The sequence below is a fragment of the Phyllobacterium myrsinacearum genome (genome assembly GCF_002980555.1).
Taxonomy (GTDB): Bacteria; Pseudomonadota; Alphaproteobacteria; order Rhizobiales; family Rhizobiaceae; genus Phyllobacterium; species Phyllobacterium myrsinacearum.
The window spans coordinates 1149591-1173945 of record NZ_PVBT01000001.1 but is presented as its reverse complement, the minus strand read 5'-3'; the positions used below and the strand labels follow the sequence as shown (position 1 = coordinate 1173945).

Below are 24355 nucleotides of genomic sequence, written 5' to 3'. Positions count from 1 at the left end.
CAAGGTTTCCGGTTCCGCCGCTACGCCAGGATATTGACGGCGCGCGCCGCGACAAGGGCGATGGTCAGCAGGGAAAGCGACGCTTCCGCCATCATCAGCAGTTTTGCCCGTGGCGACAGGGGCATCGTGTCGGTCGGCGAGAAAGCCGTCGCATTGGTGAACGACAGAAAGAGGTAATCGATGAAGCCCGGTGACCAATCCTTGAGCCGTTCATCCTGAATGACCATTTGCGGGAACTGGAAATCGCCATAGGTCTTTGATGTCAGACCGCGGCTGGCCGGTCCGCCACGGTCAATGCTCCAGTACCAAAGGGTGAAGGCGATGACATTCGTTACCCATATGTTGACCGCATCGATCAACAGTGTCTGCGCCGACCCGGCGTGACCGCCGAGCAGGGCTCGTACAAGAAAGTACAGCGCGACAAAGTTCATGAACGTGATCAGGATTGTCAGGCCAAGTGCAGCGCGGCGGATCAGGCGCCGCGAACGCCCGACCAGGTGAAAATGCTCTTCCGTCGTTGCTCGGCTTGCCCGCGTCTGCACCCATGCGGTTGCCATGGAAAGCGGCGCCAGCAGCAGAAGCTCGATAACCGGCGCGAGCCAGCGCGGTCCCCACGAAAAATCATTCACCAGCAGGAACTGCAGTCCGGCGACGACGAGGACGGCGGCGCGCGCCATCCAGAAGTCCAATGCATGGGTCCGCACCGCCATATGCTTCTGACGGATATCCGTGTGAGCTGTCTGCACTTGTTTTCACCCCGTCGCTGAAAGACCGCTGCGCCGAAACAATGCGCGAACAATTATGTCCTTGAAGCGGCGGCAACTGTCAAACACCAACGATTTCCGGGCACAGGCGATCTGGAACAAATGTCCGGGATAGTGCACTGTCCACAGGCCCAAACCGGAGTAAGACCCTCGTGCCGTTCAGTCCCGTCGAAACAACCTGCCTCTACCATGCTGCCATCAATGCCCTAGACTTCGAGGCAATTGCCGCCCTTTTCGCCATCGATGCCGTCTATGCATCGAGCGGTATTGGCGAGATTGCCGGGCGGCAGGCTATCCTGGAGGCATTCAAGGCCTATTTTGCCGTCTATCCCGACCAGGTTGCCGAAGACGATCTGATCGAGCAACTGTCGCCCCGTTCAGCGAAGTCGGTTTGGCGTCTTGTCGCAACGCATAACGGGACGGGTGAAGTGTCCCGGCGTTCCGGCGAGGAAGTTATTCTGTTCGATGAAGCCGGGAAAATTCTGCGCGTCACGGTTCAAGACCGCGATGCCTCCCGGGATGTCACGGAAAGCACCGCGGCAGACCGCGTGGAAGGCGGTCACCAAACAGCCTGAGCGGGTCAGGCCGTCTTCTCTTCCGCCGCGTTCGGCCGCCATTTGATCAGCCGGTTCTCCACCACGTCGAGCACGCGGTCGATGACGAGAACAAAGACGGCGAGGATGATGATGCCGGCAAAAACGCCGACGGCATCGAAATTGCCTTCCGCCTGCGCGATCAGATAGCCGAGGCCTGCCGACGCGCCAAGATATTCACCGATGATGGCGCCAACAACCGCGAAGCCGACCGAAGTGCGCAGGGAGGACAGAATCCAGCTGGCTGCGGCAGGGAAATAGACATGGCGCAGGAGTTCTGAACGCTTTGCACCGAGAATACGGGCATTGGCCAGAACCACCGGATTGACTTCGCGCACGCCCTGCATGGCATTGAAGAACGTGATGAAGAACACGAGTGTGACGGCAAGCGCCACCTTCGACCACAGGCCGAGCCCGAGCCACAGCACGAAGATCGGCGCAAGCACCACGCGCGGAATGGCATTGAGGCCCTTGATGAACGGGTCGAGAATGCGCGCGGCACTGCGGCTGAGACCGAGCCAGACGCCGGCGGCAACGCCCAGTCCCGTGCCGATGACATAGCCGAGCACGGTTTCCGTCAGCGTGATCGTGACGTGGCGATAAAAATTGGGATCGATGACCCAGTTGACGATCTGGTTGAAAATGTCGACGGGCGCCGGAAAGAAGAAAACGTCGATGACGCCGGTCGACACGCCAAGCTGCCAGCCGCCGAGGATGGCCACAAGCAGGCCCAGTTGGATCAGTCGTTCAGTCGCGACGTTCATAGCTCTTCTCCACTTCGCCGCGCAGCGACGCCCAGATATTGCGGTACAGATCCATGAAACGCGGATCCAGTTTGATTTCAGCGACGTCGCGCGGTCTTGCAAGGTCCACATCGAAGCTGTCGATAACCCGGCTGCGCGGCCCGGCGGCAAGCACCGCCACCCGGTCGCCGAGCGCTATCGCTTCCTCCAGGTCATGGGTGATCATCACCACGGCGCGGCGCTCCTCCTGCCACAGACGCAGAAGCTCGTTCTGCATCAGATGCCGGGTGTGGATATCGAGCGCCGAGAACGGCTCGTCCATCAGAATGACTTTCGGGCCGGTGATCAGCGCCTGCGCCATCTGCACCCGCTTGCGCTGGCCGCCGGACAACTGGTGCGGATATCGCTGCTCAAAGCCCTTCAGGCCCACTTTGGCCAGCCACATCATCGACCGCTCGCGCCGTTCCGCCGTCGCAACGCCCTTGAACAGCAGCCCAAGCTCGACATTCTCGATGGCGGTTTTCCAGGGCAGCAGGGCATCCTGCTGGAACAGGTAGCCAATATCGTTCTGGATGCCCGATACCGGATTGCCGTCAATCGAGACGCGCCCGCCGGACGGCTTGAGCAGTCCGGCAATGGCGTTCAATATCGTGCTTTTACCGCATCCGGTGGGGCCGACAATGGCAAGAAACTCGCCATCGGCCACTGTCAGGTCGACGTTTTCCACCGCAACGAACGTGCCGAATGACATTGTCACGGAATCGATGGACACCATCGCTTTTCGCGGTTGTTCAACGGTTGCCGCCGCAACCGGTTTTACCATTGCCAAGGCCATGGTCCTCTCCCTCAGTTCGTGCCTTCGTGCGGCGCTTTGTCGACGAAATTATTGGTGTAGGTCTTCTTCAGGTCGATCTCCGTTGCCGCTACCTTGTCATTGAAGCTTTTCAGGACTGCGAGCGGCGTTTCGACTTCGGCCTCGTTGAAGCGGCCGTCGATGGAGAAGATGGGCTTGGCGTTTGCCACGGCCTTTATGTAGGTTTCCTTGTCCCCGGAAATGAAGGCTTCGGGAAGCTTTTGGACGATGTCTTCCGGAGCGCTTTTGTTCATCCATTCCAGAGCCTTGACCGTTGCATTGACGACCTTCTGGATCGTCTGCGGATTCTTGTCGATGTAGGACTGCGTGGCATAGAGAACCGAGGTCGGATAGATGCCGCCATAAATCTCCTTGGCGCCATCGTCGCTGCGCGCGTCGATCAGGATCTTGCCGACGCCTTTGGCTTCGATGAAGGTCGCGGCCGGATCGTAATTCACCAGGAGATCAACCTTCCCCTGTTCGAGGGCGGCGACGGCTGCCGAGCCGGAACCGACACCGATCAGCGAAACATCATCCGCTGAAAGCTTGTGGCGCTGCAGATAGTAGCGGACAAAGAAGTCCGACGAGGAGCCGGGCGCGGTAATGCCGATCTTGGCGCCCTTGATGGTTTCGGGCTTTGCCGGATCGAATGTGGTGTTCTTGCCGCCGGCAAGCACCAGTCCCGAATTGCGCGCCAGCAGCACGATACCAACAACGTCTTTCTTTTGCGCCTGCATCTGGATCGTGTGATCGTAGAAGCCGACGGCTATATCGGTCGAACCGGCGACAAGCGCCTGCAGCGTCTTTGAACCGCCCGAGGCAAAATTCTCGACAGTGACATCAAGCCCTTCCTTTTCATAAAGGCCGAGGCCCGATGCGACCGGAAACGGCAGATTGTTGAGATTGTACGAGCCGACGCTGATGCGGACAGGTTCGGCCAACGCCGATCCTGCGAATGCCACCGTCGCCGCCAGAGCGAGCATGAGTTTATACATGGTATTTCCTCCCAGATGTGCGATGCCCTCCCGGCAACCGCGTTCAATTATGCTGCGCAAACCATTTGCGCTACAGGTTTGGCAAAGACTTGCCCCTCAAACAGACGCCGGGCGGTCCGCAATATGCCGGCGACCGTTGTGCCATTGCGGGATTCCAGCTTGACTTCCAGACGGCCGCTTGGATGTTCGAGAACAAGATTGACCGGAAGCCTGCGCCCTGCGATCAGGCGTGATGCGACCGTGGCATCGCTGATGCAGGCCGTGGCAATGCCGACGGCGCCCGTCGTGGCGAGGGACGGATGGCACTGATGTGGCATGAAATAGCGCACATTCAGATCACCGCCGGCTTTCGGTTTTGAGATGAGGACGGGTTTGGGCGTGACCTGCGTCCGCACATCGCCCATGCCCATGCGCTGGCCCGCCTGCAGCCGCAGCTTTTCCAGCCGCTCGAGGAGGGCACGGTCCGCGTTGAGTTCGGCAGCGCTCTCGTAACCGGTTGCCCCGATGGACGCAGCCTCGAGTATCATCATCGGCATGGCGCAATCAATGCAGGTGACATCGATGCCGTCGATGATCTCGCGTGGCTGGCCCGTTGGAAACAGCTTGCCGGTTCGTGCCCCGGCGGCGTCCATGAATGTCAGGGCAATCGGCGCGGCGTGCCCCGGCACCCCGTCAATCGATGCATCGCCGAGATAGGCCACACGGCCGTCCGGTGTCGGGACTTCCGCCTCAATCAGCTTGCCGGTGTTGACATTGTGTATCCGCACCCGCGTTACCGCTCCCGTCGTCCTGACCAGACCGGCTTCGATGGCAAACGGGCCAACGGCGGCAAGCATGTTGCCGCAATTGGGGGATGTGTCGACCATCTGCTGATCGATCCGTACCTGGGCAAAGAGATAGTCGACATCGGCACCCGGTACCGTTGCCGGGCCAACGATGGCGACTTTGCTGGTAACCGGGTTGCCGCCCCCGATACCGTCGATCTGCAGGGGATGACCGGACCCCATCACCGACAGCAGGATCTGGTCGCGCTGCTGCGGATCGGCGGGAAGGTCCGATGCCAGAAAAAACGGCCCCTTGGATGTACCGCCTCTCATGAGGACGCAAGGTATGCGAAGAAGGTCATTCATGGCGCAGTGCTCTTTATTATTCATGCGTTCAACAGAACAATCTGTTGGTTTCTTGCACTTTGCGGTAAGATGATTGATATGTGAAATGCAAAGTTTATGAGGATTGATGCGCTATGAGCATTAATTGCGAGATACTGGATCTGCGGGCGTTTCTCTCGGTGGTGGAGCTGGAGAGCTTTCACCGGGCAGCGGAAGCCTTGAATCTTTCGCAACCGGCGTTGAGCCGCCGCATCCAGAAGCTGGAGGCAACCATCGGCGCGCCACTTCTGGAGCGGACCACGCGCCATGTCTCGGCCACGGCGGTGGGAAGTGAACTCATTCCGCTCGTTCAGCGCATGCTGGAGGAATTTGACGGCTCGCTTTTTGCCGTGCGGGATATCGGCGCCCAGCGCAGCGGGCTTGTGACCATTGCCTGCCTGCCCACCGCCGCCTTCTATTTCCTGCCGACGGTCATCAAGCAGTTCAACGCCGAATACCCGCATATTCGCTTCCGTATTCTCGATCTTCCCGCCACCGACGGGCTTTTGGCCGTTGCCCGCGGCGAGGTGGAATTCGGCATCAACATCATGGGCGCCGCCGATCCCGATCTGATTTTCGACCGGCTGATCGAGGATCCGTTCGTGCTTGCGGCGCGCAAGGATCACCCGCTTGCCAGCAAAAGCGAACTCGGATGGGAAGACCTGACGCCCTATCCACTGATCACCGTGCACCGCTCCAGCGGCAACCGGACCCTGCTCGACGCGGCATTGGCAAAATCCAACCTGAAACTGCGCTGGTTCTACGAGGTGACGCATCTGTCGACGTCGCTCGGCCTCGTCGAGGCCGGACTAGGCATTTCCGTGCTGCCCAAGCTGGCAACGCCGCAGGAAGAGCATCCGTTTCTTGTCACCCGGCCGATCCGCAATCCGGAAATTTCGCGAACCATCGGTGTTGTACGGCGGCGGGGAGGAACATTGTCACCGGCTGCCGAGCGCTTTCTCAACATGCTGATTGGAACGTGGTCGGAAGGGTAGGGCACCGCCAAAACCGCTTCTTCAAGGAAATCTGTGATCTGCCAACAGCCATGCATGGCTTGCCAGTCGTTCAATGCCTTGACTACTTCTGCACAAGTTTCGACGACAGGGCGTTGCATTTCCGCCACAATGTGTTGCATGAGTGCAACTTGGTTGGGATGACATAAGCAATGCTGTTATCAAATTCGGTCAATCAGTTGGGAAACTCGCTCACGGCTGCCACTGGCGGCAACACGCAGCGCTTTTACTCCCGTATCGGCGTTGTCACGGTTGTTCTGGCGCTTTTGACGACCGGCATCACGTTTTTCATTCTCACGGGGATGACCCCGGTTCAGCCCGAGAGCAATCTTACATTCATCCTGACCGGTCTCAATGCGCTGCTGATTCTCGCCCTGATTGTGCTGATCGGCCGCGAAGTCTACCGCATCAGCCAGGCCAGGAACCGCGGGAAGGCCGCCTCCCGCCTGCATGTGCGCCTTGTGGTGCTGTTTTCGCTTGTTGCGGCGGTGCCCGCCATGCTGGTGGCCATCGTCGCATCGGTCACGCTTGATCTCGGGCTTGATCGCTGGTTTGAAATGCGGACCACGACGATCGTCAACTCGTCGATCAGCCTTGCCAATTCCTACATTCAGGAAAGTGCCCGCAATCTGCAGGGCACGACACTCGAAATGGTTGGCGATGTCGATGCGCAGCGCTCGCTGTACAATCTGGACCGCACCAGTTTTACACGTTTCCTGACCCAGCAGGCACTTGGCCGCGGCCTGATTGGCGCGTTCATCGTCCGCTCCAATGGCGAGATCTCCGTTCGCGCCGACATACGCACCGGTTTCACCATTCCGCCGGTCGCAAAATCCATTCTCAACACGGCCCAGGATGGCAAGCCGGTGCTCATTCCGCCGGAACGCACCAATCTGCTCAGCGCCGTCGTGAAACTTCAGCAGATACCGGACATGTTCCTCTACACCGTCCGCCCGGTGGACGGCGATATTCTCAACTCCATGCGCGCCATCGAGGGCAACAATCTCGATGCGGGCAAACTCGTTGCCAATGGTGTGAACACGCAGATTCTGTTCGCCTTGCTCTACTTTGGCCTGACCCTGACCCTGCTTTTGTCAGCCATCTGGACCGGCATCGCGGTCGCCGACCGGCTGGTCCGCCCCATCCGGCTGCTGATCGGCGCCGCGGATGATGTTGCAACCGGCAATCTGGACGTGGCCGTGCCGGTGCGCCGTTCCGACGGCGATGTCGGGTCGCTGTCCCAGACGTTCAACACCATGGTGCGTCAGCTGGGAACGCAGCGCCGTGACCTTGTTGCCGCCAAGGACCAGATCGATGAACGCCGCCGTTTTTCCGAAGCCGTGCTCTCCGGCGTGACGGCAGGTGTGATCAGCGTGGATGCAGACGGGGCCATCGGCATCATCAACCGCTCCGCCGAGGCGATGTTCGACCTCGATCCTGTCACGGCTGTCGGCAAGAACCTGACGGCGCTCGTCCCCGAAATCGGTCTGGTGTTCGAGGTTGCCCATGCCACGGGCCGCTCGGTTTACCGCGAACAGGTGGCCATGTCGCGCCGCGGCAGCGCCCGGACCTTCAACGTCCAGATTACCGTTGAAGACGCGGAATCCATCGATCACTCCTATGTGGTCACCGTCGACGACATCACCGATCTGGTGGAAGCGCAGCGTTCATCCGCCTGGGCCGATGTCGCGCGGCGCATTGCCCATGAAATCAAAAATCCGCTCACGCCCATTCAGCTGTCGGCAGAACGCATCCGCCGGCGCTACGGCAAGGTCATTACCGAAGATCGCGAAGTGTTCGACCAGTGCACGGAAACCATAATCCGGCAGGTGGGCGACATCGGGCGCATGGTCGATGAGTTTTCATCCTTCGCGCGCATGCCGAAACCGGAAATCAAGGCGATGGATTTGCGCGAGGCGTTGCGTGAAGCCTCGTTCCTTGTCGAAGTCAGCCGCAGCGATATCCGCTTCGAACGGGATTTCGGCACGGTGCCGCTCATCGGGCAGTTTGACGGCCGCCTCATCGGGCAAGCGTTCGGAAACGTTATCAAGAATGCTGCAGAAGCAATTGAATCCGTTGTAAAAGATGGATTGGGTGATGGACATATCCGCATCCAGTCAAGGCAAAAGGGAGATGCTCTGATTGTCGAAATTTCCGACAATGGCAAAGGCTTGCCGCGTGAACACCGGCAGCGTTTGCTTGAACCCTACATGACGACGCGCGAGAAAGGCACAGGCCTTGGCCTCGCAATTGTCAAAAAGATCGTTGAAGAACATGACGGTCAAATTGAACTGCACGATGCCCCTGCGGATTTTCACGGCGGGCGGGGTGCAATGATCCGCATGGTTTTTCCCACGACCCATACCAATACACAGACAGCCGACAATTCCGATCCATCGGCGAAACAGGTGAATTCAAATGGCATCTGACATTCTTGTCGTCGACGATGAAGTCGACATCCGCGAGCTTGTTGCAGGAATATTGAGCGACGAGGGACACGAGACCCGTGTTGCCTCCGATGCCGACAGCGCATTGGCGGCGATCGACGATCGCATTCCCCGCCTGATCTTTCTGGATATCTGGATGCAGGGCAGCCGGCTCGACGGTCTTGCCCTTCTGGATGAGATCAAGAGTCGCCATCCCGATATCCCCGTGGTCATGATTTCCGGTCACGGCAACATCGAAACCGCCGTTTCGGCCATCCGCCGCGGCGCCTATGATTTCATCGAAAAGCCGTTCAAGGCGGACCGACTGATCCTTATCGCCGAACGGGCGCTTGAAACATCCAAGCTGAGGCGCGAGGTTTCCGACCTGCGCAAGCGCTCGACGGAAAGCTCCGAACTGCTCGGCACATCGCTGTCGATGAACCACCTGCGCCAGACCATCGAACGTGTCGCGCCGACCAACAGCCGCATCATGATCACCGGCCCGTCCGGCGCGGGCAAGGAACTCACGGCGCGGGCGATCCATGCCCTGTCGGCCCGTTCCAAGGGGCCATTCGTCAACCTGAACGCCGCGACCATCACGCCTGAACGTATGGAAGTAGAACTGTTCGGCACCGAATCCGATGGCGGCGAGCGCAAGGTGGGGGCGCTGGAGGAAGCTCATGGCGGTATTCTCTACCTGAACGAGATTGCCGACATGCCGCGCGAAACGCAGAACAAGATCCTGCGCGTGCTCGTTGACCAGCAGTTTGAACGGGTAGGCGGCACCAAGCGGATCAAGGTGGATGTGCGGATTATCTCCTCGACCGCACAGAACCTCGAAGCGATGATCGCCGAAGGCCGGTTCCGCGAAGACCTGTTCCACCGGCTGGCGGTGGTTCCCGTGATTGTTCCGCCTTTGGCCGACCGGCGCGACGACATTCCTGCGCTTGTGGAATTCTTCATGACGCAGATTGCCGAGCAGGCGGGTATCAAGCCGCGCAAGATCGGTCCGGATGCCATGGCCGTGCTGCAATCCCATTCCTGGCCGGGCAATATCCGCCAGTTGCGCAACAATATCGAACGCCTGATCATCCTGGCGCGCGGCGATGATCCGGAAGCGGTCATCACCGCCGATCTGCTGCCGGCGGAAATCGGCGATACGCTGCCGAAGGCTCCAACCGAATCCGACCAGCACATCATGGCCTTGCCGCTGCGCGAGGCGCGCGAGCGCTTTGAGAAGGAATATCTCATCGCGCAGATCAACCGGTTCGGCGGCAATATTTCCCGCACAGCCGAGTTTGTCGGCATGGAACGTTCGGCCCTGCACCGGAAGCTGAAATCGCTCGGCGTCTAACCGTTTCGCGCAATCTCCGGGACGCCGGAGGAATACGCCGGTAGCCGGCAGTATTCGGTTGCGACTCTCCCGTTTTTACGGGAAAGTCGGCGGTCTTTGTCCTGCGGCATCGGCCCTTCATCATGGGAGTGAGGAATGTTTCGCCCTGTCAATCCGCCCGGTCCATCCATTCCGGGTCTGTCTCAGGCCATGTTGATCGAGGGCGGCAAGCTGCTCGTCCTGTCAGGTCATGTGCCTTTCGATTCGGAAGGCAAGATTGCCGGCAAAGACGTGGCGGCGCAGCTTGATCTGGTATTTGCCAATATTGCGGCAACGCTCAGGGCAGCAGGCACGGATTTTTCCAGCATCGTCCGCCTGACCTATTACATCCGGGATTTTGACCAGGCGATGCTGCCGCAAATACGCGGCGTTCGCGACCGCTGGGTCAACACCGAATGCCCGCCGGCCAGCAGTCTCATCGGCGTGGCGGCCCTGTTCCATCCCGATGTTCTCATCGAGGTGGACGCGATGGCGGTGATCGCCGATGGCGAAGCCAGCTGATGCGTGTGATCATCTGCGGCGCAGGGCAGGTTGGGTATGGCATCGCTGAACGCTTGGCCGCCGAAGACAACGACATATCGGTCATCGACACGTCGGCCGAACTCATTCAGGTCATACGCGACACACTGGACGTGCGCGGTTTTGTCGGTCACGGCGCCCACCCGGATGTTCTGGCGGCTGCGGGCGCCGAGCAGGCTGATATGATCATTGCCGCGACCCTTTATGACGAGGTGAACATCGTCGCCTGCGAAGTCGCGCATGCGCTGTTCAACGTGCCGACCAAGATTGCCCGTATCCGCGCACAGGCCTATCTGCAGCCGCATTACCAGGACCTGTTTTCCCGCGATCACATGCCGATCGACGTCATCATCTCGCCCGAGCTTGAAGTGGGGGAGATGGTGTTGCGCCGCATCGCCTTGCCCGGTGTGAGCGATGTTGTCCGCTTTGCCGACGAGACAATCGTGGTCATGGCGATCGAATGCCTGGAAGACTGTCCGGTCATCAATACACCGCTCATTCAATTGAGCAATCTCTTCCCCGACCTGCCGTCGACCGTGATGGCCATCATCCGCCATGACACGTTGCTCATTCCGCGTTCCGCCGATCATCTCGTAGCCGGTGACGTCGCCTATGTCGCAACAACCAAGTCACAGGTGCGCCGCACATTGGCGCTGTTCGGGCACGAGGAACCCGAGGCGACGCGTATCGTCATTGCCGGCGGCGGCAATGTCGGTCTTTACGTCGCCCAGACCATCGAGGCCAAGCAGCCCAAGACCAAGGTCAAGCTGATCGAACCCAACCTGACCCGCGCCAATGCCATCGCTGACGGGCTGCGGCGGTCCCTGGTGCTGCATGGCAGTGCGCTGGACCAGAAGCTTTTGAATGAAGCGGAAATCCAGGATGCGGACCTTCTGGTCGCGCTGACCAATGATGACCAGGTCAATATGCTTGCCGGCGTCATGGCCAAGCGTCTCGGCTGCAAATCCAGTCTCGTCCTCATCAACAATCCCGACTATCTCGACCTCAGCAAATCCCTGGGTATCGATGCCCATATCAGCCCGCGCAGCGTCACCATTTCGCGCGTGCTGCAACACGTGCGGCGTGGCCGTATCCGGGCCGTACACAGTGTCCAGAAGGGCCGCGCGGAAATTATCGAGGCGGAAGCGCTCGAAACCTCGCCGCTCGTGGGCGCCCCGCTGCGCGACCTCGACCTGCCTGATGGACTGCGGATCGGCGCGATCTACCGCAATGGCGAGGTTATCCGCCCGGATGGTTCGGTCCGCATCAAACCGCAGGACCGTGTGGTCATCTTTGCCACGGCCGAAGCGGTCAAACAGGTCGAGCAGATGTTCCGCGTCAGTCTCGAATTCTTCTGATCAGCCGAAAGACGCACCGATATGAAACTGCAACTTCTCCGCAATGCCACGCTGAAACTCGATTATGCAGGATCAACCGTCCTGATCGATCCGTTTTTCGCCCCAAAGCACAGCCGCCCGTCCTTTACCGGCCGTTCGCTGAATCCCATGACGGAACTGCCGGTTTCAACCGGCGAGATCCTTGATGGCGTGGAGCTAGTACTCGTCTCGCATCTGCATGCGGATCATTTCGATCCGGTAGCCCAGGAGCTTGTCCCCAGGCATCTGCCGCTGATCTGCCAGCCGGGCGATGAAGAGAAAATACGCTCCTTCGGTTTCACCGACGTCACGCCGCTGACCGGGGACCTGACGTGGAAAAATATCCGCCTGACCCGCCGCGACGGCAATCACGGTACCGGAGCCGTGCTGCAGCTCATGGGCAATGTCATCGGTTTTACCATCGAGGCGGATGGCGAACCTTCGATCTATTGGGCGGGCGATACGATCCTCTATCCGCCAGTGCGCGAGACAATCGAAGCCACGCAGCCCGATATCATCGTCACCCATTCCTGCGGTGCCAAATGGGATGGTGTTCTCATCGTCATGGATGCCGAGCAGACTGCGGAGGTCTGCCGCATTTCACCCTTGAAGACAAAAGTCATCGCGACCCATATGGAAGCCCTTGACCATGCAACGGTCACCCGCGACGATCTGAAGGCCCATGCGCAGGCAGCGGCTATCGATTCTCACAAGCTGATCATTCCTTCCGATGGAGAAACCCTCCATCTCACAGCCCCCAACCCATGAGACAAACCATGCCAAAGACCTATGCTTTTGTCGGCAACCTCAATCGCAATGCGCTGCCCAATGCAGGAAAGGGGATCAGCGTCTTCCGGTTCGACGACGAAACCGGTGATCTTACGCTCGTCAGCGAATATCTCGCCATCGACAATCCCGGTTACATCGCCATCGACGAAAAGCGCAGGCGCCTTTACGCGGCCGTGGAAATTCCCGAATGGAACGAGGGCATGGCCGTCGCCTTCGATATCGATCCGGCCACGGGGGCCTTGACCTATATCAACATGCAGCCGACCCTTGGCAACACCACCTGCCATCTCGGATTCGATCAGCCGGGCGAGACCATCTTTGCCTCCAATTATACCGTTGCCGCGCTGGGCGAACGCCCCGGCAATGCCGTGGCTGCTTTCGCCATCCGCGCCGACGGCGGATTGGAACCGGCTTTTGCCGCCGCTGCGCATGACGGCAGGAACGCCATCCTGCCGACCGACAAGCGGCAACACGGTCACTGCGCTGTTGTCAGCCCGGACAATCGCACGGTTTTTGTCTGCGATCTCGGCCTTGACCGGATCATGGCCTATAAGCTGCCGTCAAAGGGCGGGAGGCTGGAACTGGCCGCAACGCCATTCACGCAACTGCCCGATGGTGCAGGACCGCGCCATATGACATTCCATCCGAATGGGAGGATTGCCTATGTTATCAATGAATTGAACAGCACCGTTTCAGTTCTGCATTATAATGCCGAAACCGCCGGATTGACACTTGGCCAAACGCTTCCATCCATCCCGGCGGATTTCACCGCGACCAATACCTGCGCCGAGATCGCCGTCAGCGCCGATGGCCGCTTCCTCTACGGCTCCAACCGTGGCCATAACAGCATCGTCAGCTATGCCATTGCCGCCGACGGCAGCCTCACGCTGATCGGCTGGACACCGTCGCAGGGTCTCGGCCCGCGCAACTTTGTCATCGATCCCACGGGCAGGTTCATGCTCGTTGCCAATCAGAAGGGCGGGGGCATCGCCGTGTTCAAGCGCGATATCGAAACGGGGGCGCTGGAAGATACCGGCAAGCGGGTCGACCTGCCAACACCCATGCGCATGGTCTTCGGCCAGTTCGAATAGGAGGCTCTACCCATGTCCCGTATCGCCTATGTCAATGGCCAGTACATTCCCCATGCCAATGCCGGTGTTCACATTGAGGACCGCGGCTACCAGTTTGCCGATGGCGTCTATGAAGTCTGTGAGGTCGCCCGCGGCAACATCATGGACATGACGCGCCATCTCAACCGCCTCGACCGTTCGCTCTCGGAGCTGCGGATCGGCTGGCCGATGAACCGCAAGGCGCTGCAGAGCGTGATCGCCGAGGTGGTCCGGCGCAACCGCGTGTTCAATGGCATGGTCTATCTGCAGGTGACGCGCGGTGTCGCCAAGCGTGACCATGTGTTTCCGTCCGCCGATACACCGCCTTCCATCGTCATCACCGCCAAGCGCACGGATCCCGTCATGTTCGCTGCCCGGGCAGCGAAGGGTGTGAAGGTCATCACGGTGCCGGAAAACCGCTGGGAGCGGGTGGACATCAAATCTATCGGCCTTTTACCAAATGTTATGGCGCGCCAGCAGGCCAAGGAGCAGGGCGCTCAGGAGGCCTGGTTCATCGATCCGGATGGCACCGTTAGGGAAGGCGCGGCAACAAATGCGTGGATTGTCACCATGGACGGCGTTTTGGTAACCAGACAGGCGGAAACCGGCATTTTGCGCGGTATTACCCGGACAACCATCTTCGATGTGGCCAAAAAACTGGGTTTGACCATCGAGGAACGCGGCTTTTCCGTCGAGGAAGCCAAGCGCGCCCGTGAAGTTTTCATGACGGCAGCCACAACTGTTGTGATGCCAATCGTTGCGATTGACGGCGAATCGGTGGCAAATGGGCACCCGGGAACGATCGCACTTTCGTTACGGGAAGCGTTTTTTGACATTGCGGAAAAAACGCCATCCTGTTAACCGGAGTATGAGGGGACTAACAGAAACCATTTTTCACCTCCTGCAGGAGCAGGTTTTCTGCTCCCGTTGCCGAAATTTGTATGAGACACGTTTGCTGATCGCATAAAAGGACAAAAACAATGGCTGAACGATCGCAGAATCTTCAGGACCTATTTCTGAATTCAGTCAGAAAACAGAAGATTTCTCTGACAATTTTCCTCATCAATGGCGTCAAACTGACCGGTATTGTCACCTCGTTCGACAATTTCTGCGCCCTGTTGCGCCGCGACGGCCATTCTCAGCTCGTCTACAAACATGCCATCTCGACCATCATGCCGAGCCAGCCTGTGCAAATGTTCGAAGCTGAGGCCGAAGACAGCGACTGAGATAACATTTGACCAAAGAAACAAGGCGTAACGCGCAAAATCCTGGCGGATCGACCGATAATGGTGAGACCGCCAGAGAAGCCACGCGCGCAATCGTCATTGTGCCGGTTTTGCCGTCGCGCTTTTCCGATGGCGGCAAGGCCGACGATCACGGACGCATGAAACATCAGCCGGAGTTCCAGCGCAGCGACGATGCGCGGCTGGAAGAGGCCGAAGGTTTGGCCCGCGCCATCGATCTGGACATTGTCCATTCCGATATTGTGCAGGTTTCGGCGCCGCGTCCGGCGACCTTGCTGGGCACGGGCAAGGTTGAAACGATTCATGAGCTGATCGAGGCTTCCCATGCGGAACTGGTGATCGTCGATCATTCCCTGACGCCGGTGCAGCAGCGCAATCTCGAAAAGGCATGGAACGCCAAGGTTCTCGACAGGACCGGGCTCATCCTTGAGATTTTCGGTCGGCGCGCCCAGACGAAAGAGGGCGCCTTGCAGGTCGAGCTTGCGCACCTCACCTATCAGAAGGGGCGCCTGGTCCGCAGCTGGACCCACCTTGAGCGCCAGCGTGGCGGCGGCGGCTTCCTCGGCGGTCCCGGTGAAACGCAGATCGAGGCCGACAGGCGTGCACTGCAGGAAAAGATCCTGCGCATCAAGCGTGAGCTGGAGACGGTGGTGCGCACCCGCACCCTGCACCGCAGCAAGCGCAAGAAGGTACCGCATCCGGTCGTCGCGCTCGTCGGCTATACCAATGCGGGCAAATCAACGCTGTTCAACCGGCTGACCGGAGCAGGGGTCGTGGCCGAAGACATGCTCTTCGCCACACTCGATCCCACCTTGCGCCGTATCCGGCTGGAGCATGGCGAGACGATCATCCTTTCCGATACGGTGGGTTTCATCTCCAACCTGCCCACGCACCTTGTTGCCGCTTTCCGGGCCACGCTGGAAGAAGTGGTTGAGGCCGACCTCATCCTGCACATCCGCGATATCTCCGATCCGGATACTGCGGCACAGTCCGAAGACGTCCATGCGATCATGACCAGCCTCGGCATTGAGCGCGGCGATACAAAGCGCATTCTCGAAGTTTGGAACAAGATCGACAGGCTCGACGATGCCGGCCGTGAATCGGCGCAGCGTCTCAGCGCGGCGGCAAAGGGCGATGAACACCCGATTCCCGTGTCGGCGATCACGGGCGAGGGCGTCGACGCCCTGCTCAAGGAAATCGAGAACCGCATTGCCGGCAAGCTGAAACATGTCAAAATCACCCTGCGCCCGGATCAGATGCGGCTGATGGACTGGATTTACCAACATTCCAGCAATGTAAAGCGCAAGGATCTGGACGACGGGTCGGTGTCCCTCACCATGGATATGACTGTGGCGTCCCACGCCAATCTCGACGAGAAATTGCTGCGCCGCAACAACGGCTAACACGGGTTACTTCGCGGTTTTGGCTTCCTGCCAGAGCGCTTCCATTTCATCCAGCGTTGCTGCGTCGAGCGTCTGTTTCTGCTCGTTCAGCTTGCGCTCGATATAGTGGAAGCGCGACCGGAATTTTTCATTGGTGCCGCGCAGGGCGCTTTCCGGTTCAAGCTTCAGGTGGCGGCCGAGATTGACCATGGCAAACAGCAGGTCGCCATATTCTTCCTGCGTATTTTCCTGGTCGCCATTGGCGATGGCCAGTTTCAGCTCGCCGATTTCCTCCTCGATCTTGTCGAGAATGGGCGCGGCTTCCGACCAGTCAAAGCCGACCTTGGCCGCTTTCTGCTGCAGTTTGAGTGCGCGCATCAGGGCAGGGAAACCATGCGGAATGTCGTCAAGGAAGCCATTCGACTCTACGGCGCCCAGATTGAGCGCGGCACGCCGCTCGCGCCGCTCCGCCTTTTCCTCGGCCTTGATCTTATCCCACATGCCCTTGGCCATGCCGGCGCCACGGGCGGCCTCTTCACCAAAGACATGCGGATGGCGGCGGATCATCTTGTGCGTGATCGCCTGGACCACATCGCCAAAATCGAATGCCTTCATCTCTTCCGCCATCCGCGCGTGAAACACCACCTGCAGGAGCAGATCGCCCAATTCTTCGCGCAGATCGTCGATATCATCGCGCTCAATGGCATCGATCACCTCGAAGGCCTCCTCGAGCGTATAGGGGGCAATGGATTTGAAATCCTGCTCAAGATCCCACGGACAGCCTGTCACCGGCGTGCGCAGGGCCTGCATGATCTCAAGGAGGCGGGTGATATCGCGTGATGCTTTCATAAGAAATACACTAAGACAGGAGCAGGGCGGCTGATATGACCGAGCTGAAATGCCGGTGGCTTGTCCACAGGATCGGTCAGCGTTTCCCGGCTGCCTGCAGGGAAATCGGCCCGATCACGTCGTAAACCACCTTGACGCCGTCCACCGTTTTTGGAAGCCCGGCCGTTTCAGGGACCTGATCGCGCAGATTGACCTTGATGGCGTAGGAGTCACCGATGCGGATCAGGCCGACACCGATGACGGTGCCGCATGATCCGGCCAGTTGCCTGGCTTTCGGCTTGGCAAGCCGTGCCTGTTCGATGGAGGTGCTCATGGTTCTAATTTAGTGCATCCCAGCCACTCCCGCTAGGTCAAACCAGCAATGACAACCCCAATTTCTCCAGCACGATGGAAAGATCATTGGCAAAGGTGACACCCTTGCCGTTGGTGCCGCCCTGGTCACTGCCGGCAAACAGCAGGGCGCAGGCATAGCCCTTTTCGTCCATAATGACAGATCCGCTGTCGCCGCCCGAGCTGAAAGGGCCGCTGCCGGTGGTCTGGATCTCGATCTGGCTGTCAAAGCCGATATCGCCGAATTCATAGCTGACCACCACGTCATCGACTTCGATTGCGGTGACGATGCCCTGGGTTACGCCGGTCGTCCTGCCGACCTTGAACACCTTGTCACCGGGGCGGAGCGGGGTCTTGCGCAGCCCCTTCAACGTTCCCGCACCGGTCAGGGTCACTGCGTCGAAGCTGATATCCGCATCGATCGAGGCAATGGCCGCGTCGACAAGATTGTTGGTGCCCGATACAACCGGCTCGAAAGCCAGCAGTTCGCCGACCTTGTCCTTGTTCTTCCTGCCGCCGTCATAGGCGCCCGGCTGCAGGATCGCATCGCCGATCTTCGCCTTGTTTTCATTGGCCAGCACATGATTGTTGCTCAGAATGACGGCCTTGCCGCTCGCTGTGTGCTGTGCAAAGCCGCCAAGCGTACCTGCGGTAATCGAATAATGTCCGACCGACGCGCCGATCAACAGCGGCCTTTGGCGCAGCTGATGCCAGGGCAAGACTGCGGGCGCTGCCACGGCGCCACCTTTGAACACGGTTCCGATATAGGTGATATCGGCCTTGTGGCGCGCCGCTTCTTCGATCTGCTGGCGCAGATAGGCATTGGTCTCAAGCGCACGGCGCTGCACACGCACGGCGAGCCGGTAATCGTTCTTTCCTTCGCCGCCGGCAATGCCAAGGGCGATACCGCCTTCGACGCCGGTCAGCCGCCGTATTGCGGTGGAGCGGATAATGCGGCGCTCGGCGCGGATTTCAGTGACAAGCGGCCGAATGATCTGTTCTGCGATTTCGGTTTTCAGTGCGCGTACAGTTTTCAAATCCACGGTGGTCATCCTTTCTTGCATCTACAAGTTCGGGGCACGTGTGCGACTCGAAGATGAGCTTAGCGATGCAGGATTCATTTGGCGAGCAATGAAGGAGAGGCCCGTAAGCTTATATGGAGAAAGGAGCTGTCGCACTTCAGAATAGAACCTATCCCAGCCACACAGAAAGATCGCATAAGATAGATTATGGAACTAAATGATATGCCGGAATGGCTGGGTCAGCCCGTAATATCGGCTATTTCAGCCTTTGCAGCCTTTGCCAAGGCATGCGGTTCCGCCGGGAAAACAAAGTTGGTGCCGCCTGCTGCAGCCCAGACGACGTCGAACTGCATCAGTGTTTCATCCGCGTAAGCCTTGATATCAATCAGATGCCCCAATGGCGATACACCGCCAATGGCAAAACCGGTCTCCTTGCGGATGTGCTTTGGATCGGCCCGGTGCAGCGTTTCTCCGGTCAGCCGCGCAGCCTTGGCAAGATCAAGCTGGCGCGGTCCGGAAACCAGAAAGAGATAGAGCTGCTGTGTATCGGTGCCCTGAAAAATCAGCGACTTGACGATCTGCGCGACGGTGACACCGCATTGGATGGCCGCATCTTCCGCCGTGTGGGTGGAATCGGCCATCTGGCGGATTTCGATCTCAAGCCCGGCGGCATGGGCTGCCTGGCGGACACGTTCAACGCTCTTGCTCATGCTTCAACCTCAAAGGACAGGCCATCAAAGGCCGGTTCGACATGGTCTGGCGTATCGCGCAGGACAGTTCCATAATCCAATGGTACATGCATATGGGTCAGAATGGCCCGGCGCGGCTTCAGCTTTTCGATCCACTCCATTGATTCATCAAGTGAAAAATGGCTTGGATGCGGCCGGTACTGCAGGGCATCGATGACAAGTATATCAAGACCATGCAGCGCGGCTGAGGTTGCTTCCGGAAAGGCGCTGACATCGGAACAATAGGCCACATCGCCAATGCGGAAGCCCAGCGACAGGATATCGCCATGCACCTGCGGCAGCGGCAGAAAGCGGATGGGACCGCCCGCGCCGTCAACCTCAAAAGCCTCATGATGCACGATCTCATGCGGCCGCAGGATCGGTGGATAGCTCGACCCTTCCGGCGTCTTGAAACAGTAACCGAACCCTTCGACGAGCCTGCGTTGGGTCGCCTGATCGGCATAGATATCAACCAGATCGCGCCGGTCGATGACAAAGGTCCTGAGGTCATCGAGACCGTGAATATGGTCCGCATGCGCATGGGTATAGACGACGGCATCAAGCCGTCCCGAGCCGAAATCGATCATCTGCGAGCGGAAATCCGGGCCCGTATCGATAACGACGGTGGTCACGCCGCCATGCGCGGCGATGCGTTCCACCAGCATGGATGCCCGGCGGCGGCGGTTTTTCGGATTGTCCGGATCGCAATTGCCCCAGTCACCATTGATGCGCGGCACGCCCGGAGACGAGCCGCAGCCCAGAATGGTGAAGCGCAGGCGATCAGGCATGAGCGGGCCTTGGCATCTTGGTGAACAGGCGGAATACATTGTCGGTAGTCAACGCACCGATTTCCTCGACGCTGACGCCGATGGTGTCCGCCAGCACGGCGGCCGTATGCGTGACGAAGCTCGGTTCGTTGCGTTTGCCGCGATGCGGCATCGGCGCAAGATAAGGCGCATCTGTTTCAACCAGCAGCCTGTCGCGCGGTACGTTTCTGGCGATGTCGCGGATTTCCGGCGAATTCTTGAACGTCAGAATCCCGGAAAACGAGATGTAACCGCCAAGCTCGACGCCAACCCGCGCCAGTTCGGCACCGGAGGAAAAGCAATGCAGGATGAAGGGGAAGGCCCCCTTCCCTGATTCCTCGCGCAGGATCGAAATCATATCCTCATCGGCGCTGCGGGCGTGAATGACCAGCGGCAGGCCGGTCGCGCGTGCCGCCGCGATATGGGTGCGAAATCCCTGCTGCTGTGCTTCCGGTGGCGCGTAGTCATAGTGATAGTCGAGCCCGGCTTCGCCGATTGCCACCACCTTCGGATGTTCGGCCAGCCTGATCAGGTCAGCGGCGGTGACGTCGAGTTCCTCATGCGCATTGTTCGGGTGCGTCCCGACCGAAGCAAAGACGCTGTCATAGCGTTCGGCAATGCCGATAATGCCGTCAAACTTGCGAACGCGCGTACAGATGGTGACCAGCCGCACGACACCAAGATCCAGCGCGCGCTGGACAATGGCGTCACGTTCTTCGGCAAAATCCGGAAAATCCAGATGGCAATGGCTATCCACAAGCATGAAAGAGATCCGGGTTCCTGATCAGGCGCCTTTGTCTGCATCGACGTAGCGCGGGAAGATTGGCTGCGGCGCGGGCAAATCGGCACCGGGCACCAGTTCGCTGCCGCCGAGAAGGTCGGTGAAGTTGCGCTTGTCCGCGGGCACAGCCAGGATATCCAGCAGTTTGGCCGCCGATCCCGGTATGAACGGCAGGCAGAGAATGCCGACACGCCGGATCACTTCCGCCGTCACGTAAAGTACGGTTTCCATCCGCGCGGGATCGGTCTTCTTCAGCGCCCACGGCTCCTGCGAGGCAAAATAGCGGTTGGCTTCGGCCACCACGGCAAAGATCGCGCCAAGCGCCAGATGCATGGCCTGCGTGCCGACGGCCTTGCGGGCTGTCTCCAGCGCTGCGACCGCCTGATCGAGGATGGCCTTGTCGGCATCGGTGAATGCGCCGGGCTGTGGAACCCTGGCCTCGCAGTTCTTGTTGATCATCGACAGCGAGCGCTGCGCCAGATTGCCGAGATCATTGGCAAGGTCGGCATTGGTGCGGTTGACGATGGCCTCGTGGCTGTAATTGCCGTCCTGCCCGAAAGGCACTTCGCGCAGCAGGAAGTAACGCACCTGATCCAGGCCGTAATGTTCGACGAGAGAGAACGGATCGATGACATTGCCGACCGATTTCGACATTTTCTCGCCGCGGTTGAACACGAAGCCGTGGCCGAAGACGCGCTTTGGCAGTTCGAGCCCCGCCGACAAGAGGAAAGCAGGCCAATAGACGGCGTGGAAGCGGATGATGTCCTTGCCGATGATGTGCACGTCGGCAGGCCAATAGCGCCAGCGCTCGGCCTTCTCATCGGGATAGCCTGCCGCCGTGATGTAATTGGTCAGCGCATCGACCCAGACATACATGACGTGCTTCTCGTCGCCGGGAACCGGAATGCCCCAGTCGAAGGTCGTGCGCGATACCGACAGGTCCTTCAGTCCGGATTTGACGAAAGAGACAACCTCGTTGCGGCGCTCATCCGGCCCGATAAAACCGGGATTGTCGGCATAAAGCTTGAGCAGACGATCCTGATAGGCCGACAGGCGGAAGAAATAGCTTTCCTCTTCCAGCCATTCGACGGGAGAGCCCTGCGGGCCATAGCGCACGCCATCGGCACGCACTTCCGTCTCGTCTTCCTGGTAATAGGCTTCATCGCGCACGGAGTACCAGCCGGCATAGGAATCCTTGTAGATATCCCCGGCTTCGACCATTTTCTGCCAGATCGCCTGCGACGACGCGTAGTGCCGCTCCTCGGTGGTGCGGATGAAGTCATCATAGGATGCATTCAAAAGATGCCCCATGTCACGGAAAAGCTTGGCATTTCTGTCGGCAAGCTCGCGCGGCGTGATGCCTTCCCTGCGGGCCGTCTGCAGCATCTTGATGCCATGCTCGTCCGTACCGCTGAGGAAGAATACATCCTTGCCGTCATGGCGGTTGAAACGGGCAATCGCATCCGTTGCGATCAGCTCATACGCATGACCGATGTGCGGACTGCCGTTCGGATAGGAAATGGCTGTGGTGATGTAAAATGTTTCGCGGCTCATACGTAACCTGATTTGCTTCGGAATTGGCATCTTGGGAAGGCGTCAGGCTGACATAACCCATGTCCAGCCTGATTGCTATACCGGTCGTAAGCGCATGAATTCAATTGAAATACTATTCCGCATTCATGGGATGCGACCGGGCGGCGGATCAAGATGCACGCAGGGCGCGGTGCATCCTGTCAAGAAAGATAAGAACGGACTGTTTGCGGTCAAGGTTGAAAGCATCGGCTTCGCGGGCTTCGCCCTGCATGTCCTGCCACAGCGTCGACCAGTGATTGGCTTCGGCCACGGCACCCTTCTCCGCAGCCTCCCTCGCCTTCGTCGCGATCCGCGAAAAAATGTCCTCAAGGAAGAGGTCAAACTGAATTTCCGAATCGCGTCCGGACAAGGCGGTTCCAAGCGCCTGTGCCTTGGGGACGTCGAATACAGGCTTTGTCAGAATAGCGTCGATGGTCTGCGATATCTCAAGGCCGCCGAACGCCACAAGCAGTGCCGCCTTGCGCACACTGCCGTCCGCATGGGTTACCAGGGCTTCGGTGTCCGGTACCTGGTCCGCGCCAAGGCCAATGGTTGCCAGTGCCGACAACAGGTCGCCGCGCTCCAGCCCCTCAAAACGGATGGACTGGCAGCGCGAGCGGATTGTTGGCAGCAAACGTCCCGAAGAATGCGAGATCAGAATAAACAATGTCCGCTGCGGCGGTTCTTCAAGAGTCTTCAGTAACGCATTGGCAGCATTGCGGTTCATGTCATCTGCTGGATCGACAATGACGATGCGCCACGCACCGTCATGCGCCGTCCGGTTGAGAAAATGCGTGACACGGCGAATCTCGTCAACCGTGATCCCGGTCTTGAATTTTCCGGTCTTTGCATCGAGCGGGCGGCTGATGTGCAGCACGGCCAGATGTGTCCCGGTGGCAATCTGCCGGTAAGGCGCCACGGAAAAATCGGGCACGGACAGTTCCAGCGGCGCATCGCGCTGGACCGGATGCTTGAGCATGTGTCCGGCGAGGTGAAAGGCCAGCGTGGTCTTGCCCACCCCCTGCGGCCCTTCGAGCAGAAGCGCATGATGCATGTGGCCGGATTGATAGGCCTGGGCCAGAAATGAGCGAACGGACGGGTGACCGAACAGCGCGGGATTGGCCGACGGAGCGGGAATGCCGTCAATGGTATCGTGCGTGGCTGGCACGTCTGGAAGCGTATCGCTCATTGTGCCGCCCCCGCTTTGGCCTTTTCCTTGATCGCACGCCGCGCCTTCAGGCGATCGACGAGGCGGGCAATATCCGCCGCGATATCGTCAACCGTCCGGTCCGCCGGAACCACCTTGCACCGCCCCGGTTCAGCCTTGGCGATGGCAAGATAAGCATCCCGGCGCTTGCGGTGCGTCTCGATGGTCTCTTTTTCGAAGCGATCCGCAGTGCCTGTTCCGCGGCGCGCGTTCGCCCGCTGCAGGCCGATTTCCGCCGGCAGATCGAGAATGATGGTCAGATCCGGCATCAGTCCGTTGACGGCCGCCCGCTCAATGGCGCGCATCAGACCGGTGTCGAGATCGCCGGTGACACCCTGATACACACGGCTGGAGTCGATATAGCGGTCGCACAGCACCATGCTGCCGGTGTTGAGAGCCGGACGCATGACCTGCTCGACGTGATCATTGCGCGCAGCGGCAAACAGCATCGCTTCCATAGCGGGACCGAAAGATTCCGCGGCGCCGCTCAGGATGACATGCCGCACGGCCTCGGCACCGGGCGAGCCACCCGGCTCGCGCGTGACCACCACATCATCGCCAGCCGCACGCATATGCGCCGCCAGACGGGTGATCTGGGTGGATTTGCCGGCACCCTCGCCGCCTTCAAAGGTAATGAACAGTCCCTGTTGCACGCCGTCAGCCGTCTTTCGATAAAGAGTCGTCCTTGATCATCTCTGAAGGTGGTTCTAACG

The 24355-nt window shown here is 59.3% G+C and carries 25 protein-coding genes; 11 read left to right on the top strand and 14 right to left on the bottom strand.

Going from position 1 to position 24355, the window contains the following annotated elements; genetic code table 11:
- Positions 1-20: 20 nt before the first annotated feature.
- Positions 21-725, bottom strand: coding sequence for a hypothetical protein (locus C5750_RS05705; RefSeq protein ID WP_425350423.1), 705 nt, complete (start codon positions 723-725; stop codon positions 21-23).
- 191 nt (positions 726-916) lie between these two features.
- Here C5750_RS05705 and C5750_RS05700 point away from each other — a divergent pair, with 191 nt between their 5' ends.
- Positions 917-1339 (top strand): nuclear transport factor 2 family protein, encoded by a 423-nt coding sequence (locus tag C5750_RS05700; protein ID WP_105732819.1) that lies wholly within the window; start codon positions 917-919, stop codon positions 1337-1339.
- 5 nt (positions 1340-1344) lie between these two features.
- On the opposite strand, the gene C5750_RS05695 is transcribed toward C5750_RS05700, so the two are convergent.
- From C5750_RS05695 to C5750_RS05680, 4 genes are read right to left on the bottom strand one after another with little or no spacing between them, the layout of a single operon-like run.
- On the bottom strand, positions 1345-2121 hold the full coding sequence (locus C5750_RS05695) for an ABC transporter permease (protein ID WP_105732818.1): 777 nt from the start codon (positions 2119-2121) through the stop codon (positions 1345-1347).
- Complete coding sequence (locus C5750_RS05690) at positions 2105-2935, bottom strand: ABC transporter ATP-binding protein (RefSeq protein ID WP_105732817.1); 831 nt, start codon at positions 2933-2935, stop codon at positions 2105-2107. The genes C5750_RS05695 and C5750_RS05690 overlap by 17 nt, the downstream gene beginning before the upstream one ends.
- A gap of 11 nt (positions 2936-2946) precedes the next feature.
- A complete protein-coding gene (locus C5750_RS05685) occupies positions 2947-3948 on the bottom strand; it encodes an ABC transporter substrate-binding protein (RefSeq protein ID WP_105732816.1) in 1002 nt (333 codons plus the stop codon).
- Between the two features lie 47 nt (positions 3949-3995).
- Entirely contained in the window at positions 3996-5078 is a 1083-nt protein-coding gene (locus tag C5750_RS05680; RefSeq protein ID WP_105732815.1) for a 4-oxalomesaconate tautomerase, read from the bottom strand.
- Between the two features lie 113 nt (positions 5079-5191).
- Here C5750_RS05680 and C5750_RS05675 point away from each other — a divergent pair, with 113 nt between their 5' ends.
- The 10 genes from C5750_RS05675 (at position 5192) to hflX (ending at position 16368) form a co-directional block, all read left to right on the top strand.
- Positions 5192-6091 carry a LysR family transcriptional regulator gene (locus tag C5750_RS05675; RefSeq protein ID WP_105732814.1) on the top strand — a complete coding sequence of 300 codons (900 nt, stop codon included), beginning with the start codon at positions 5192-5194 and terminating at the stop codon, positions 6089-6091.
- 170 nt (positions 6092-6261) lie between these two features.
- Positions 6262-8538 carry a sensor histidine kinase NtrY-like gene (locus C5750_RS05670; protein WP_105732813.1) on the top strand — a complete coding sequence of 759 codons (2277 nt, stop codon included), beginning with the start codon at positions 6262-6264 and terminating at the stop codon, positions 8536-8538.
- Positions 8528-9889 carry a nitrogen assimilation response regulator NtrX gene (ntrX, locus tag C5750_RS05665; protein WP_105732812.1) on the top strand — a complete coding sequence of 454 codons (1362 nt, stop codon included), beginning with the start codon at positions 8528-8530 and terminating at the stop codon, positions 9887-9889. Before C5750_RS05670 ends, ntrX begins: the two co-directional genes overlap by 11 nt.
- Positions 9890-10024: 135 nt before the next feature.
- Complete coding sequence (locus C5750_RS05660) at positions 10025-10429, top strand: RidA family protein (protein WP_105732811.1); 405 nt, start codon at positions 10025-10027, stop codon at positions 10427-10429.
- Positions 10429-11805, top strand: a complete 1377-nt coding sequence (trkA, locus tag C5750_RS05655) for a Trk system potassium transporter TrkA (RefSeq protein ID WP_105732810.1) — start codon at positions 10429-10431, stop codon at positions 11803-11805. Before C5750_RS05660 ends, trkA begins: the two co-directional genes overlap by 1 nt.
- A 21-nt stretch (positions 11806-11826) precedes the next feature.
- Positions 11827-12591, top strand: a complete 765-nt coding sequence (locus C5750_RS05650; RefSeq protein WP_105732809.1) for an MBL fold metallo-hydrolase — start codon at positions 11827-11829, stop codon at positions 12589-12591.
- 8 nt (positions 12592-12599) lie between these two features.
- Positions 12600-13703 (top strand): lactonase family protein, encoded by a 1104-nt coding sequence (locus C5750_RS05645; RefSeq protein ID WP_158531247.1) that lies wholly within the window; start codon positions 12600-12602, stop codon positions 13701-13703.
- Positions 13704-13715: 12 nt separating this feature from the next.
- Positions 13716-14582 (top strand): D-amino-acid transaminase, encoded by an 867-nt coding sequence (locus C5750_RS05640; protein ID WP_105732807.1) that lies wholly within the window; start codon positions 13716-13718, stop codon positions 14580-14582.
- A gap of 119 nt (positions 14583-14701) precedes the next feature.
- Positions 14702-14947: an RNA chaperone Hfq gene (gene hfq / locus C5750_RS05635; RefSeq protein ID WP_105732806.1), complete on the top strand. Its 246-nt coding sequence runs from the start codon at positions 14702-14704 to the stop codon at positions 14945-14947.
- Positions 14948-14955: 8 nt separating this feature from the next.
- Complete coding sequence (gene hflX, locus C5750_RS05630) at positions 14956-16368, top strand: GTPase HflX (protein WP_105732805.1); 1413 nt, start codon at positions 14956-14958, stop codon at positions 16366-16368.
- A 6-nt stretch (positions 16369-16374) separates the two neighbouring features.
- Here hflX and mazG read toward each other — a convergent pair whose 3' ends face one another.
- The 9 genes from mazG to tmk form a co-directional block, all read right to left on the bottom strand.
- On the bottom strand, positions 16375-17196 hold the full coding sequence (gene mazG, locus C5750_RS05625; protein WP_105732804.1) for a nucleoside triphosphate pyrophosphohydrolase: 822 nt from the start codon (positions 17194-17196) through the stop codon (positions 16375-16377).
- A gap of 76 nt (positions 17197-17272) precedes the next feature.
- Complete coding sequence (locus C5750_RS05620) at positions 17273-17509, bottom strand: hypothetical protein (protein WP_105732803.1); 237 nt, start codon at positions 17507-17509, stop codon at positions 17273-17275.
- 37 nt (positions 17510-17546) lie between these two features.
- Entirely contained in the window at positions 17547-18569 is a 1023-nt protein-coding gene (locus C5750_RS05615; RefSeq protein ID WP_130502058.1) for a chymotrypsin family serine protease, read from the bottom strand.
- Between the two features lie 218 nt (positions 18570-18787).
- Complete coding sequence (locus C5750_RS05610) at positions 18788-19258, bottom strand: YbaK/EbsC family protein (protein ID WP_105732801.1); 471 nt, start codon at positions 19256-19258, stop codon at positions 18788-18790.
- Complete coding sequence (locus tag C5750_RS05605; RefSeq protein WP_105732800.1) at positions 19255-20064, bottom strand: MBL fold metallo-hydrolase; 810 nt, start codon at positions 20062-20064, stop codon at positions 19255-19257. The genes C5750_RS05610 and C5750_RS05605 overlap by 4 nt, the downstream gene beginning before the upstream one ends.
- Positions 20057-20845, bottom strand: a complete 789-nt coding sequence (locus C5750_RS05600; RefSeq protein WP_105732799.1) for a TatD family hydrolase — start codon at positions 20843-20845, stop codon at positions 20057-20059. The genes C5750_RS05605 and C5750_RS05600 overlap by 8 nt, the downstream gene beginning before the upstream one ends.
- A 21-nt stretch (positions 20846-20866) precedes the next feature.
- Entirely contained in the window at positions 20867-22417 is a 1551-nt protein-coding gene (metG, locus tag C5750_RS05595) for a methionine--tRNA ligase (RefSeq protein WP_105732798.1), read from the bottom strand.
- A 148-nt stretch (positions 22418-22565) separates the two neighbouring features.
- Positions 22566-23624, bottom strand: a complete 1059-nt coding sequence (locus tag C5750_RS05590; protein ID WP_105732797.1) for a DNA polymerase III subunit delta' — start codon at positions 23622-23624, stop codon at positions 22566-22568.
- The gene (tmk, locus tag C5750_RS05585) at positions 23621-24295 is read right to left on the bottom strand and encodes a dTMP kinase (protein ID WP_245420990.1); all 675 of its coding nucleotides are present in this window, start codon (positions 24293-24295) and stop codon (positions 23621-23623) included. Before tmk ends, C5750_RS05590 begins: the two co-directional genes overlap by 4 nt.
- Positions 24296-24355 lie beyond the last annotated feature (60 nt).